This window comes from Sphingomonas soli NBRC 100801, assembly GCF_001591025.1.
Taxonomy (GTDB): Bacteria; Pseudomonadota; Alphaproteobacteria; order Sphingomonadales; family Sphingomonadaceae; genus Sphingomonas; species Sphingomonas soli.
This window is the reverse complement of record NZ_BCTZ01000018.1, coordinates 67,888-82,332: the sequence shown is the minus strand read 5'-3', so window position 1 is coordinate 82,332 and position 14,445 is coordinate 67,888. Positions and strand designations below refer to the sequence as shown.

The following is a 14,445-nucleotide window of genomic DNA, read 5'->3' as shown; positions in this document are numbered from 1 at the left end:
GGTGCCGTTCATGAACGAGCCTGCGACCTTCGAGCGCATCGATTCCGGCGGCGGCGCGGCCCTGTGCTTCTCCGGAGACCTGTCGCTCGCGCGTATCGGCGATCTGCCGAAGCGGCTGGAGGCAGTGCAGGGTCCGGTCAGCCGGATCGATCTGCATCAGATCGAGCGGATCGATACGGTTGGCGCATGGCTGGTGCACCGATTCGCCCGCGATCATGGTGCCGAGATTGTCGGTCTTCAGCCCGACGAAGCGCATCTGCTTGAGCAGGTGGCCGCCGCCGAATGCCCGGTGGAGAAGCCCCGGCCGCAGGCAGGGCTGATCCCGCGCGTGCTCGGCGAGGTGGGCGAAGCGGTGGTCACCGCGGGCAAGACGCTTTACGGCCTGCTCGGGTTTCTCGGTGCCACGCTGATCGCTTTCTGGAACGTCGCGACGCATCCCTCGCGCTTCCGCTTCAACGCCACCGTCCACCGTTTCGAGATCGTCGGCGTCACCGCGCTGGGCATCATCGGCCTGATGAGCTTTCTGATCGGGATCGTCATCGCTCAGCAAGGCGCGGTGCAGCTCCGTCAGTTCGGCGCGGAAATCTACACGATCAATCTGGTCGGCCGGATCACCTTGCGCGAACTCGGCGTGCTCATGACCGCGATCATGGTCGCCGGCCGCTCGGGCTCGGCGTTCGCCGCGCAGATCGGCACAATGAAGCTCACCGAGGAAGTCGATGCGATGCGCACGATCGGCGTGTCGCCACTGGAGGCACTGGTGCTGCCGCGCACGATTGCGGTGGTTCTGATGATGCCGCTGCTCGCTTTCTATTCCTCGCTGATCGGGATCATCGGCGGCGGATTGCTTTGCTGGATCGCGCTCGACATCCCGCCGATTACCTTCATCATGAAGATCCGCGAAGTCGTGCCGATGACCGATCTGTGGATATGCCTGATCAAGGCACCGGTCTTCGGGATCATCATCGCGCTGGCGGGATGCTTTCAGGGCATGCAGGTGGAAGGCGATGCCGAGCAGGTCGGCCACCGCACGACGACGGCTGTGGTCCAGGCGATCTTCCTCGTGATCGTCCTCGACGCCTTCTTCGCAGTGTTCTTCAGCGGGATCGGCTGGAAATGAGCCGCCCCCCGAAAAGCGATACGATCATCAAGGTCCGCGGGCTACGCAACGCCTTTGGCGACGCCGTGGTGCATGACGGGCTCGATCTGGACGTGCGTCGCGGCGAGATATTGGGCGTGGTCGGCGGTTCTGGGACCGGCAAATCGGTGCTGATGCGCTCGATCATCGGATTGCAGACTCCGGTCGAGGGCCAGATCGAAGTGTTCGGCGAAACCACGATCGGTCGCGACGAAACCGAAGCCATGGATGTCCGCAAGCGCTGGGGCATATTGTTCCAGGGCGGCGCGCTCTTCTCTACGCTGACGGTGGCGGAGAACGTCCAGGTCCCGCTCAAGGAATTCTACCCCCAGCTCGACCAGCAACTGCTCGACGAGATTGCCGGTTACAAGGTGGTGATGTCCGGCCTGCCGGCCGATGCCAGCCCCAAATATCCCGCCGAGCTTTCAGGCGGTATGAAGAAGCGCGCCGGCCTCGCTCGCGCGCTCGCGCTCGATCCCGAGCTGTTGTTCCTCGATGAGCCGACGGCAGGGCTCGATCCGATCGGCGCCGCCGCGTTCGACGATCTTACCGCATCCTTGCAAAAGACTCTGGGGCTGACGGTCTTCCTCATCACCCACGATCTCGACACCCTCTACGCTATCTGCGACCGCGTCGCAGTTCTCGCCGACAAGAAGGTGATCGCGGTGGGCACCATTCCCGAACTGCTCGCGCTGGATCATCCCTGGATCCAGGAATATTTCAACGGACCGCGCGGGAGAGCTGCGGTCGCCAGTACGACCCGGCATGCCGCACGTGAGGACCAAGTCTGATGGAAACGCGTTCAAATCATGTGCTTGTCGGCAGCGTCGTGCTGATCCTGATCGCGGTGCTGGCGCTTTTCGCTGTCTGGCTCGCGCGGCTGAGCGGCGGCGACGATCGCGAATATGACATCTTCTTCAAGCAAGCCGTGGACGGGCTCAGTGCCGGATCGCAGGTGACCTTTTCCGGCGTACCTTCGGGGCAGGTCAAGGAAATCGCATTCTGGCAGCCGGATCCCAGCCTGGTGCGTGTGCGGATCGCCGTGAAGGATGCGGTGCCCATTCTGGAGGGCACGACCGCGACCATACAGGGCAGTTTCACCGGCCCCTCCAGCGTGCAGCTCGATGGCGCGGTCAAGGGCGCGCCCGCCATCGCCTGCCCCGCGCAAAAGCCTGAGGCCGCGTGCCCGCTTGGCGTGCCGGTGATCCCGACCAAGGCGAGCGGGCTTGGCGCGCTGCTGAACTCGGCGCCGAAGCTGCTCGAGCGGCTCTCCACGCTTACCGAACGCCTGACCGACATGCTGGGCGACAAGAACCAGGCATCGATCGCCGGCATCCTCGCGAACACCAACCGGCTGACCGACGCGCTGGCCGACCGCGGACCGGAAATCGCCGCCACGCTCGCCGAGACGCGGATCGCGATCCAGAAGGCAGGCATCGCCGCCGAGCAGATCGGCGATCTGGCCAAGACCACCAACGGCGTGCTTTCGGACAATATCAAGCCGACGATCGCCAACCTAAACAAGACGATCGAATCGGCCAAGAAGAGCATGGAGACGCTCGATGCGACGATCGCCGATGCGCGACCGGGCGTTCAGGCATTCTCTAAAAAGACCATCCCCGAAGTCGGCCAGCTGATCCAGGATCTGCGCATCATGTCGCAGTCGCTCGCATCGGTGGCGGAGAAGATCGATCAGGACGGCGCGGGCAGCATCCTCGGCAGTCCCAAGCTGCCCGATTACAAACCCGGCAAGAAGAAGTGAGAGCCGCGATGAAGAAGCACCTGTTCCTCGTCCCCCTGCTCGCCGGCGCGCTTTCGGGCTGCATCTCGTTCGGCAGCAAGCCTCCCGCCAGCCTGCTGACGCTCCATTCGTCGGTGGAACTCCCCGTGGGCGAAACGCAGCAATCGAGTGTCGCCGCGACGATCACGGTTTCAGTGCCGTCGGTGCCGCAAGAGCTTTCCGCGTCGCGCATCCCGGTCCATTCGGGGGGCACTGCGATCGCCTATGTGAAGGACGCGCAATGGGTGGAGCGCCCCAACCAGCTTTTCCAGCGCGTGCTGAGCGACACGATCACGTCACGCACCGGGCGTCTGGTGCTTTCGTCGCGCCAGTCGCAGCTCGACCCCGGCGCCTATCTGATGGGCGAGCTGCGACGCTTCGGGATTGACGCGGACAGCGGCGAAGCGGTTGTCACCTATGATGCCGCGCTGATTCGCGGCAAGGAAACCGTGCTCGAGAAGCGCCGCTTCGAGGCGCGCGCGCCCGCTGCCCCTATCGATGCGCGCTCGAGCGGCACCGCGCTCAACATCGCCGCCAATCAGGTCGCGGCGCAGGTGGCGGACTGGATCGGCCGCTAGGCTCGTTTTCCGCCAGACGCCGCCTGCTTATTGCTTGCGGCGAACCCCGGGCGAGAGATCGCAGACTTCCAGCCCGGTCGCTACCGTCGGCGGTGCGGGATTCTCGCGCGACTTGATCAGGGCGGCATAGCGCTCATTGTCGGTTGCGCGATACTGGAAGCGCGGGCGCTCGTCGCCGGGCAACTGGCTGGCAAGCCGCACCGATGCGATCGCCGTGCGCTCCGCCTCGGTCGCATAGACGCCCATCGCAGCGCTGCTGCGCGGCATCGCCGACATGAACTGCATGCCCTCGATAATCCGGCCAACCACGGTGTAATTGCGGTCAAGCCGCCGCGCCGACTGGCCGATCGGCGTGAACAATTCGGTGCCCGCGCCGGTATCGGGCAATTGATCGCGCGCAACGCCGACCATGCCATAGCAATGGGTGAGCCACGCCACCTTGCCATCGGTCGCGATCGGCCAGCCATCCGCCGTGACCCCCGATGCGGCGGAATAGCCGTCAGCCTTGGTCAGCCGCTGCGCGGGCTGGAATTGGCCGATCTCGAACTCGGCGGGCGGGCGCGCAATGATTTCCGGCGGCGGTGCCTTCTCGTCGCCGCCCCACTGCGTCACCCAGTTTTCCTGCACCCGATAGACGCTCGTTCCGTCCCACCAGCGCGCCAGCGCGATCTTGCGCAGGTTTGAGACATGGCCGGGCGCGAACCGCGCCGCGAGCCGGATAAACACCTGGCGGCCATCCTTGAACGTGATCACCATAATCTCGTCATCGGGAATGTCGCGCCAATCCTCGGGGATCGCATCGCTGGGCTGCGGCGCGGTCTGCGCGGTGGCGGGGAAAGCGGCGGTGAGCGCGAGCAGCGCGAGAAGGGGCTTCAGCATGGCCCGGAAACTGGCACGCCGCGCCACGCTTGCCTAGTTCCCTTCCACACTATATCGGCAGCCCCTTCCAGAGCATGCGGAGCGGTGGCCGAGTGGTCGAAGGCGCTCGCCTGGAAAGTGAGTATACGGCAAAACCGTATCGAGGGTTCGAATCCCTCCCGCTCCGCCAGCAAGTCCTGCGAGTATCTTACTCAGGCCGAGCGGCGAAGCCGTTAAGCTCGGCAGCCGCGCTCAGATGCCATATGACATCGGTCGGAGAGCGGTTCGCGTTGGGCTGGCAGCGCCGCAGGCAAAAAGCTCCGGGGCCCACCTAGTCCTTCTTGCCGAGCAGGTCCTTGAGCGTGGAAAAGGCGCTGGCGCGGGTAACCTCTTCCTCGCTGATCACGCCCGCTTCCTTGAGCGCGGCTGCCGCGTTCGGCCCGCGCGGGAAGGGATCGAGTGACAGCAGCAAGGTCTCCGCCGCCGCCTCGCCCAGATCGATCGCGCCGCCGGTGTAGAACACCGTGTCGCACGCATCCTCGCTCAGCTCGACCTCATCGGCCGCCTCGGTATCGGGCTCGGGCAGAAAACGGATCGCGAAATCCTCTTCCACGCCCACTGGCAAGGGATCTCCCGTCACCGAGCAATGCTGCGTCACCTGCGCCGAGAGGTGGCCGCGCGCAACCACGCTGCTGCTGTCGCGCCGGATCGCATAGTCTGCGCTCAACGACGCGATCTCCGCCAGCCCGAAGCGCGCCGCCAGCGCCGCCCGCTCGCCGGGCTCTGCGGTCACCGAAACCCGATTCTCCCCGGCGCCGATCTGATCGAGCCGGTGCAGCCGTTCGAACTCGCTCATGCCGGCAGCTCCCCAGCGACCAAGACAGCGATCGGTGCCGCCGCGAGCTTCTCGCGCAACGCGAGCAATTCCCGCTCCACATGGGCGAGCGCGGCATCCGCAGGCGGCGCGCCACGATAGACGTTGCGCACCAGAGCATCGCGGATCGATCCGGCCGCAAGGCCGTCGCGATAGGCGCCCAGGCGGCCGCCCAGCATCCCCATCATCCGCCCTAGATGCTTGCCGACCACCACGTCACCAATTCCGATCTCGCGCAATTGCCCATCCATGTCCTGGATGAAGCACTCGGCCAGCGCGGTGCTCTGCGGCACTCCCTGCGGATCGCCTTCCAGCCGGAGCATGACGATCGAGAGGACCGCCGCGATCATGTCGAAGCGCCCGTCGATCGTGTCGGGCACGGCCCCTTCTTCATACCAATGCGGCATCCGGCCGAGCGCCACTACCGCGTCATAGAGTTGCGGCGCGGTGCCGCGGTCTGGGGCTCCGAAGAGACGCTGGAGCAGTCGCATGTGCCGGTTCGTTCCATAGCTAATAGGGCTGCGACCTTGTTTGGCCGCATTTTGGCGCATATTGAGGCTATGGCCGCGCGATGCAATGCGCTGCGCCCAGCGTTTGCCTTTGGAGAAGTTATGCCGATTCCCGTCCGTGCGCTTGGCGCCGCCCTGCTGGCAGCAGCTCTCGGCACCTCGGCCTGCGCTCCGGTGCGCACGCATCAGGGCTATGTGATCGACAAGGAACTGGTCGATGCGATCCAACCCGGCATCGATAATCGCGAATCGGTGCTGCAGACGCTCGGCCGCCCGACGCTGACGAGCCAGTTCAACGAAGGCGAATGGTATTACGTCTCGCGCAACAGCAGCAATCTGGGTTTCCAGGATCCCAAGGTTCGCGAGCAGCAGACGCTGCGCATCCGCTTTGACACCAAGGGTAATGTCGTCGCGGTCGATCGCTCGGGGATCGAGCTGGTCGCCTCGGTCGATGCCTATGGCAAGAAGACGCCGACGCTCGGCCGCAAGCGCGGCTTCTTCCAGGATCTGTTCGGCAATATCGGCACGGTCGGCGCGCCCGGCATGGGCGGCGGTGGCCAATAATCGATCGAGCGCTGTCTTGAGCGCGCGTCCGGCCGCGCCGTGGTACGCCGACGCGGCCGAATCTACTCAGCCCCCGAAAGGGTAAAGGGACCGACTCGGGTAACGCACCGCCGCGCATTTGGCTCCCTCACCGGACGGTGAACACCACTTGATCCACGGTGCGCCCGCCCAGATCGACCAGCCGCAGCCGATGCTGGCCGCGCGGCGCGAGGATCAACGGCCGCGACTCCGCCGATCCCAGATCCTGCTTGTCGAGGACCAGCCGGTGGCCGAGCACCTCGCCGGTGACCGACACGGCCAGCCGCTGATTCTCGCGCGGAATGTCCGGATCTAGCGCATAGACGCTGCCCGCCACCGGATTGACGATACGCGGACGCCGCGCCGCCGCCGGAGCCACCGCCACGCGGGTAAGCGCGGTGCCCGCGATGAAATATTCGCGCCGGGGCTGTTCGATGCCGCGCTCGAAGACGATGCCGCGCTCCTCGATGCCGGAGGGGCGTGGCGGCGCCTTGCCCGGGCTTTCCTGATGCAGCATTATCATCAGATCGCGCCACACCGGCGCCGCGCCGCTGGTGCCGGAAACCGCGCGCATCGGGTCTCCTTCCAGATTGCCGACCCATACGCCCACCGTGAAGCGATCCGAGAAGCCGATGCACCAATTGTCGCGCATCGCCTTGGACGTGCCCGTCTTCGCTCCCGCCCAGAAGGGAAGGCGCAGCGCCGAATCGATCCCGAACGTGCCCGCGCGCGCATTGGGATCGGCGAGCATATCCGCCACGATCCATGCGGCCTGCGGGGTCGTCACGCGGCGAAGCGCCTCACGCCCGTCGCCCTCCAGAACCCGCAACGGACCCCAGCGCCCGCCCATCGCGAAGCTGCGAAAGGCGGCGACCTGCTCCATCAGCGTGACCTCGGCCGATCCCAGCGCCAGCGAATAGCCATAATATTGGCCGTCCTCGACCAGCCCGCGATAGCCGATATCCCACAGCCGATCGCGAAAGGGGTCCACGCCGGTGAGCAGCAAGGTGCGTACCGCCGGCACGTTGAGCGAGCCCGCCAGCGCGACGCGCGCGGATACCGGCCCCTTGAACGCCTTGTCGTAATTCTGCGGCACGTAGAGCCCCGAAGCCGTGTCGAGCTGCACCGGCGAATCGTCGAGGATCGAGGCGGCGGTAAGGTAACCCTTCTCGATCGCCTGGGCGTATAGGAACGGCTTGAGCGTCGACCCCGCCTGCCGATAGGCGGACGCGCCGTCGACGGCGGGCGCGGTCGATTCGCCCCCGATCCCGCCGACATAGGCCAGCACGTCGCCCGTCGCATTGTCCACCACCACCACAGCGCCGTCGCGCGCGCGGGTGCCGCCAAGCCCCTGGAGCTGGCGCTTGAGCGCGGCGATCGCGGCGCGCTGGATATTGATGTCGAGCGTGGTCTTCACCTTCGCGCCCGGTTGCGTGAGCAGCCGCGCGCTGAGATGCGGGGCCAGGCCGGGATCGAGCGCCAGGCTGCGCGCCGGCCCCAGCATCGAGGCGGCAGCGCCCGCAAACCTGCTGCAATCCTGCTCGCGGCTGAGCGCGCAGGCGCGCGCCGCGACCTTGGCCGCCCCGGCGCGCGGATCGGGCAGGAGCGCCGCCAGCAACAGCGCATCGTCGCGGCTGAGCGCCGCCGGCGTCTTGCCGAACAGGCCCAGCGCCGCCGCGCCGATCCCCTGCGCCTCGCCCCGGAAACCGGCGAGGTTCAGATAGGCCTCCAGGATCTGGTCCTTGCTCCATGCGCCGTCGAGCGCGTCGCCCGCGCGCATCTGGCGAAGCTTGTCGATCAGCCCGCGGCTTCCCGGCGCGGACAATTCGGGTGCCAAATAGGCCGCGACCTGCATCGACAGCGTCGATGCGCCGCGTCCCCGCTTGCCCGAAAGCCGCGCGCGCAGCGAACCGGCGGTCGCCAGCCAGTCGATCCCGCCGTGCGAACGAAACCGCCGGTCCTCTGCCTCCACGAGCACATCGCGCGCCACGGGCGAGACTTCGTCGAGCTTCACCCAGGCAAGCCGCCGCGCCTGATAATCGACGCGTGCGGAATCGATCAGCCGCCCGTTGCGATCATACATCCATGCTTCGGAAGCCTTCCAATGCCCGCGCACCGCGGCATAGCTTGGCAGCGCGGGTGGCAGCGTCACCCACCAGGCGCTGACGAACGCGGTGAGCAATACCGAGCCCGTGCCCAGCACCATCCGCCGCGCCGTGAACACGCCACGCCAGCCCTGTTCGCGATAGGCGTCGCGCACCCGGCCGAACCAGCCGTGCAGCCGCTCGGGCGTGTCGTCGATCCAGCGGACGGCCCGCGATACGCGCGGGAACCGTCCGCTCCATTCCTTCCAGTTCACCTCTGCGCGACCACCATCGGCTGGTTCGGGATCTGTGCGCGGATCTCGGGCGCGTACATCGCCTCAACCCGCGTGGCCGGCAGGCTGAAGCGCCCGGCGGCATCGAGCCGCATCACATAGGAGATGGTGAAGCTGCCGCGCGGCACCCAGCCATAATAAGCCCGCCACGAATCGCGGCCGCGTTCGATATAGCTGGGGGGAACGCCGCCGCTGGTCCCGGCCTGCGCCGCGAGCATCTCGGACTGGCCGCCCAGATTGCCCACGATCGTCGCACCCGAGGGCACCGGATCGTTGATCACCACCCAGTTGCGCTCGGCGGATGCTTCAACGCTGATCGTCACCTTGACGATATCGCCGCGCGTCCATGCGCCGGCCACGGCCTGCTTGACCGCCTCCACCTTCTTGGTCGCCTTGTACCCCGCCATCAGCGGCTGGGTCAGCGGCACCGCCGCCTTGACGCGGACGAACGCCCATGGCCCCGCGCCGCCGCTCTGGTTGAACACCAGCGGCGTGGTCTGGGCCGGGAGCGGCAGCGTGAACAGCCGCTGCGGTTCGGCCAGAGGCCAGGTGCGGCTGACGCTCGACGTACCGAAGGTCGCGGTAGTGATCCCGGCAATCGATTCGGCGGGATAGGCCGCCATGAACCGGCGTGCGGCAATCGCGCCCCAGGCGTTGGCGGGGGTCGTGTCCCAATGGCCGCGCTGCTGGCGCGACGCCAGCCCGACCATCATCTTCGCGGTATCGTCCTGCCAGCCGGGGCGGCCCAGCGTCGCGAGCAGCGCCTTGATCGCCGCCTCGTCATCCGATGCCATCAGCCACCAGGGCATCTTGCCCTTGTCGGCGATATCGATGCGCGTCCCTTCATAGACCAGGCGGGTGCGCAGCGTCCTTTCGGCGTCGAGGCGCAGTTGCTGGCCGTTGGCGAGGCCGGGCACCTTGCCGATCGCCACCGCATAATCGGCGAGGCTCGACGTGGGCATTTCCGCCACGCCGATACCCACCTGCCCGACCATGTTCGCAGTCGCCGCCCCGGCACGCGCCAGCGCGTTGAAGGCGGTCAGCCGCTGGAGACGGACATCGCCATAATCTTCACGCCGCAGCCGTCCATCGAGGACGCTCTTCAGCGCATCGATCATCTTGGCACGCGGCGCATCGGGCAGCGGCAACCCCGCTTCCGAGGTGACCGCGAGCATATAGGCGGTCAGCGATTCCGAACCCGGCATGTCTCCGGGGAAGTATCGCAGCAGGCCATCATTATCGAGATACGCGGGCAATTCGCCGGCGATCAGGTTCCACATCCCGGCATCGCCCAGCGCGATCGCCCGCGACGTGCGCTGCTCCAGGCAGACATAGGGATAAGCGGCCATATAATCGCGAACGCCCTGAAGCGGCGGCGCCAGCGTGTCCGCCAGACTGACCTCGACCATGCCGACGCCGGGCAGCGCGCCAACGGGCGGCGCGATCGAGAAGCTCGTGCCCGAGGTTACCCGCGCGATGCTGGCCGCCCAGGTCTCGACCGGCACGGCGGGAATGATCTCCTGCACCGCCGTCACCTTGTCGGTCGCCTTGCCGTCTTCCGAACGCGCGGAAACCGTCCAGGTCAGATTGCCTGCAGAGGGCGGTGCGGTGAGGTTCCACACAACCGGCGCGGCTCCGCCCGCCGGGATCTCGACCGTCAGCGCCTTGCCGGTCGCCACCCTCGGGCTGAGCTCGACATTCGCCGTTACTTTCATCGGCTTGCTGGATCCGTTGCGCAGCGTGAACATGCCGCTGAACGTATCCCCCGTGCGAACGAGTTGCGGCACGCCCGCATAGATGGACAGGTCCTGCGCCGTCCGCACGCTGGCGGACCCGGTGCCGAAAAGCTGCGCCCCATCGGTGGCGATGGCGACGAGCTTGAACGAGGTCAGCGCATCGTTGAGCGGCACGTCGATCCGGGCATGGCCGTTCGCGTCGAGCGGCACCCTACCCTTCCACAGCAGCACCGGCTGGAAATTCTCGCGGTTGAGCCCGGAGAGATCGCCGCCGCCACCACCGCCTGCCTCGACAGCCTTCTTGCCGTAATGCCGCTTGCCGACAACCTGCGTCTGCGCGGTGGACGTGAGAACCGAGATCGGGCGATCGCCCATCATCGCCGTCAGCACATCCCAGCTTTCATTGGGGGCGAGCTGGAGCAGCGCCTCATCGACCGCCGCGAACGCCACATCGGCGCTGGCCGCGGGCTTACCGTCAGGCGTCTTGACCGTGAGGTCCACGGCAGCAGTGCCGCGTGCGCCATAGGTCGCCTTGTCCGCCTTTACGGCCACGTCGAGCTTATGGCCCTCCCAGCCTACCTTCACCTTGGCGATGCCCAGCCGATATGCCGGCTTGGCGAGATCGACCGTAGCGGTTTCGCTCGTGCCGTCCTTCGAGAAGGGCATGCCCCAATTCTTCGCCAGGTCGGCGGTCCACTGGCTCCAGCCCGATACGCGCCCACGCACCGCCATCACCGAGACATAGACATCAGGTGCATATGCCGCCGGCATCGGGACCTCGATCACCGGGTCCTTGCCGGTCAGCCCGACGACGAAGCTCGAAAGCACGCCCTCGCGCTCGACCGTCACGAGCGCGGTCGCGTCGCGGAAGGGCATGCGCACCTGGAATTTGGCGGTCTCGCCAGCCTTATATTCCCGGCGTTCGGGGATGACGTCCATCCGGTCGCCATTGTCGCCGCCGAACCACCAATCCTCGTCGCCCACCAGCCACACCGACTGGGTGGCGCGCGCGACATTGCCGCTGGCGTCCTTGGTGGTGGCGACGGCATACACCTCGCCCGACACGCCCGGATTGAGCTGGCAGGTCGCCAGACCCTGGGCATCGGTCGTCGCCGAACAGGTGGCGCCCAGACGCGTCGTCTTCATCTGGTTGTCATAGGCATAGAAGCCGCCGATCAGCCGCCGCCGCGCGGTCAATATCTCGCGGCTGTACAGCTCCACCGAGATCGACTGGTTTGCGAGCGGCTTGCCCGCCGTATCGAGCGCAACGAAGCGCAGGCGCAGATCGTCCTGCTTCATCAGCCAGCCATCGGTCTTGATGCCAAGCTGGACGGCGGACGTGTAGATCGGGATGCGCCGCGACGCGGTCAGAATCTGGCCGTTGGCGTCCTGATAATCCATCTCGACCGCCATCGAGGTGAGCTGGTCGAGCGTCTGCGGCACTTCCACAATGGTGCGCGCGCTGCCATCGCCGCCCAGGCTGACCGGCAGCGTCTGGGTCGGCGGCAGCTGAACGGTCTCGTCCTCGCCTTCGCCGTCCATCGGCTTGATGCCTTCGGCCATCGCGCGACCGCCAAAGCTATAGCCTTCATACCCGTCCGGTGCGCTGCTGGACGCGTAATATCCGACGCGCAGCTCGACCGGCAGGTTCGCCGCGCCACCGCCCGAGAGATATCCGACGAACAGATCAAGCGGCAGCGAGGCTGGCCGTACCGCTGCTTCCTTCGGACCGTTCACGGTCGCGCGCATCGTCGGCAGTTTATACTCGTCGACCTTGAACGATTGCTGCGTCCAGATCGTCTTGTCCTCGCCGCCCTCCTTCACGAGCACCTGGATGTCGTAATCGCCCATCTTGGCGCCCGATGGCGCGGTCCATTCGGTCTCGCCAATGCCATTCGCGTCGATCGTCAGCGGCAGATCGTAATTGGTATCCGACCCGCGGTGTGACAGGCGAAGCTTCCCGGTGAACGCGGGCGTCAGGGCGAAACCCGCCCCGATCGGCTTGCGCACGATATGCTTCATATGGATCGTCTCGCCCTGACGGACGAGCGCGCGATCGAAGACGGTGTGAAACACGTCTTCCGGATCGCTGTAACCATAGGTCAGATCGAAATCATAGGGGCGGATGCCCTGCCCCCATTCGGTAAGCGTGAAGCTGAAATCGTCCCCGGCCCGCGCCGAGATCATCAGCGGCGCGCTGTTGCCATTCTCGCAACTCGCATAGGTTTCGGGCTTGGGCAGCCCGGCCGGCACGGTGAGGCGGCCCGACGCATCGCTCTTCCCCTTGGCGAGCACCTGCCCCGTGCAGCTATCGGTCACCTGCACATCGGCGCTCACGCCCTGGCCGGTGTCGAGCGCGGTGACCCAGACAAGCGATTGCTCGCGGCCCCATTTGAAGTGCACGCTCATGTTGGTGACGAGCGCGCCAGCCGCCACGTAGCGCGGCGCATTGCGGCCGAGCAGCGCCTGGCCCAGTGCGGGCGAGGCCAGCTCTACGATATAGAAGCCCGGCTTTTCGAGCGGAATGCCGACGACTTCGAATTCCTTGCCCTTGCCCGGCAATCCCACCTTGAAGGGCTTGCCCGTGGCGGGGGTCAGCAACGGCTTGGCGCCGGTCTGATTGATATGGGTGACCTCGTCGCCCTTCTTGACCTCGTCGGACTTGTCCTCGGCTGCATCGTCAAGCGCGCGGAGCCATTTGGCGATCTCGCCATCGCCCCCGGCCACCTTCAGGCTCTGCCCGCCGACGTCCATTCGGCTGCCCGCGAGATCCGCCTCGACGTTGCGCACCGTGACCGGCAGCACGCCGCCGGTCTTGACCTCCAGGATGCCGAAATTCGCGGCGAACTTCACCAGCGGCGGGGGCGCATCGAACTTCACATCGAGCGGGAATCGCTCGGCATTGGAAAGCTTGCGCCCGCTTTCGTCCGAAACATCGGCCGGCAGAGTGAGTTTCGCCGTGAGCGCGGCTGGCAGTGGCGCCTTGAACTTCAGATCGCCGACAAATGCCTTGTTCTTGTCGTCATCGTTGAAGATCGGGGTCAGTTGCTTGCCGTCCGGCAGCGTGATCCGCACCGCCTCTGCCTGCGCGCGCGCGATCGGCGCGGAGAAGCGCACCCATGCGTCCTTGACCGGGTTGCAGCCCGCCTGGGGATTGACCCGCGAGCACTCGAAACGCGCCGAAAACGGCTTGCGCACGGTAAAATCGAAGCGTTGATCTGTACCGGCAGTGCGACCGGACATGCTCTTGATATCTTTGCCCCAGACGACGGCGATATCGCGACCGGGCGGCAGCGGCCGGCGGCATTTCAGGGCGACGACGCTGGCGAGTGCCTTGCCCCTGTCCTCGGTACTGGCGGGCAGCGCTTGCGGCAGCCCCGAATTGGTCAAGAAGCTCTGCACTTCCCAGCGATCGGTGCCCAGATCAGCCAATAGCCTTGGCGCGACATCGCCCGGCAGCACATCGACCGGGATTTTCTCGCCCACGCCGTCGACAGCGCAATAGGCATTGGCAGCAACCGACGCAGGATCCGGCGCGAGGTTCGCCGAGACGAGGAACACCTGATCCTCCTCGATTTCGCTGCCATAGCGACTCGGCAGCACTTCGCGCGCGATCGGCCCGCCGCTATCGACGGTAAACTCCGATTGCCCGACCACATCGTAGCCGGCGACGCTCTTCAACTTATCACGGTTCTTGAACTTGCAGGTGATCCCACCGGGAAGCGGATTGGCGAACTCATAGACAAAGGTCTGCTGATCGACCCAGCGCCCTTCGCCGCCAACCGCACATTCCACCGTGAAGGGGGATGGGGCACGGGGGTCGCCCAAAGGCACCATCGGCGTGTTGAACCGCGCGGTGAAGCGCTCGATCGCGCCATTGCCGATACCCGGCGTCGCCATTTCGACCTGCGGGCTATTGTCGCCGAATGCGGCGATCGCTCCCAGTGGCGCGGCGACAAGCGCCAATATCCCGAGCCGAGCAACGAGCTTCATGGCAGCCTATCCCCTCTAGC

10 protein-coding genes and 1 tRNA gene are annotated in these 14,445 nt (G+C 66.2%); 6 read left to right on the top strand and 5 right to left on the bottom strand.

What is annotated here, in order from left to right:
- The first annotated feature begins 10 nt into the window (after positions 1 to 10).
- The 4 genes from SSO01S_RS14020 to SSO01S_RS14005 are packed head-to-tail and all read left to right on the top strand — an operon-like array spanning position 11 to position 3,496.
- A complete protein-coding gene (locus SSO01S_RS14020) occupies positions 11 to 1,120 on the top strand; it encodes an ABC transporter permease (RefSeq protein ID WP_066799828.1) in 1,110 nt (369 codons plus the stop codon).
- Positions 1,117 to 1,929: an ABC transporter ATP-binding protein gene (locus SSO01S_RS14015; protein WP_066799825.1), complete on the top strand. Its 813-nt coding sequence runs from the start codon at positions 1,117 to 1,119 to the stop codon at positions 1,927 to 1,929. The genes SSO01S_RS14020 and SSO01S_RS14015 overlap by 4 nt, the downstream gene beginning before the upstream one ends.
- Positions 1,929 to 2,900, top strand: a complete 972-nt coding sequence (locus SSO01S_RS14010) for an MlaD family protein (RefSeq protein WP_066799822.1) — start codon at positions 1,929 to 1,931, stop codon at positions 2,898 to 2,900. Before SSO01S_RS14015 ends, SSO01S_RS14010 begins: the two co-directional genes overlap by 1 nt.
- Before the next feature lie 8 nt (positions 2,901 to 2,908).
- Entirely contained in the window at positions 2,909 to 3,496 is a 588-nt protein-coding gene (locus SSO01S_RS14005) for an ABC-type transport auxiliary lipoprotein family protein (RefSeq protein WP_066799820.1), read from the top strand.
- A gap of 27 nt (positions 3,497 to 3,523) precedes the next feature.
- On the opposite strand, the gene SSO01S_RS14000 is transcribed toward SSO01S_RS14005, so the two are convergent.
- Positions 3,524 to 4,375 carry a peptidylprolyl isomerase gene (locus tag SSO01S_RS14000; protein WP_066799817.1) on the bottom strand — a complete coding sequence of 284 codons (852 nt, stop codon included), beginning with the start codon at positions 4,373 to 4,375 and terminating at the stop codon, positions 3,524 to 3,526.
- Between the two features lie 78 nt (positions 4,376 to 4,453).
- Here SSO01S_RS14000 and SSO01S_RS13995 point away from each other — a divergent pair.
- A tRNA-Ser gene (locus tag SSO01S_RS13995) sits at positions 4,454 to 4,544 on the top strand.
- A 141-nt stretch (positions 4,545 to 4,685) separates the two neighbouring features.
- Here the strand turns inward: SSO01S_RS13995 and SSO01S_RS13990 are convergent.
- Together SSO01S_RS13990 and SSO01S_RS13985 are read right to left on the bottom strand one after the other, a co-directional pair.
- Complete coding sequence (locus SSO01S_RS13990) at positions 4,686 to 5,210, bottom strand: YceD family protein (RefSeq protein WP_066799814.1); 525 nt, start codon at positions 5,208 to 5,210, stop codon at positions 4,686 to 4,688.
- Positions 5,207 to 5,719, bottom strand: a complete 513-nt coding sequence (locus SSO01S_RS13985) for a ubiquinol-cytochrome C chaperone family protein (RefSeq protein WP_066799811.1) — start codon at positions 5,717 to 5,719, stop codon at positions 5,207 to 5,209. Before SSO01S_RS13985 ends, SSO01S_RS13990 begins: the two co-directional genes overlap by 4 nt.
- A 120-nt stretch (positions 5,720 to 5,839) precedes the next feature.
- Here SSO01S_RS13985 and SSO01S_RS13980 point away from each other — a divergent pair, with 120 nt between their 5' ends.
- Entirely contained in the window at positions 5,840 to 6,301 is a 462-nt protein-coding gene (locus tag SSO01S_RS13980) for an outer membrane protein assembly factor BamE (RefSeq protein WP_066799931.1), read from the top strand.
- 127 nt (positions 6,302 to 6,428) lie between these two features.
- Here SSO01S_RS13980 and pbpC read toward each other — a convergent pair whose 3' ends face one another.
- Together pbpC and SSO01S_RS13970 are read right to left on the bottom strand one after the other, a co-directional pair.
- The gene (gene pbpC, locus SSO01S_RS13975) at positions 6,429 to 8,525 is read right to left on the bottom strand and encodes a penicillin-binding protein 1C (RefSeq protein WP_066799928.1); all 2,097 of its coding nucleotides are present in this window, start codon (positions 8,523 to 8,525) and stop codon (positions 6,429 to 6,431) included.
- A 149-nt stretch (positions 8,526 to 8,674) separates the two neighbouring features.
- Entirely contained in the window at positions 8,675 to 14,425 is a 5,751-nt protein-coding gene (locus SSO01S_RS13970; RefSeq protein ID WP_066799803.1) for an alpha-2-macroglobulin family protein, read from the bottom strand.
- Between the last annotated feature and the right edge of the window lie 20 nt (positions 14,426 to 14,445).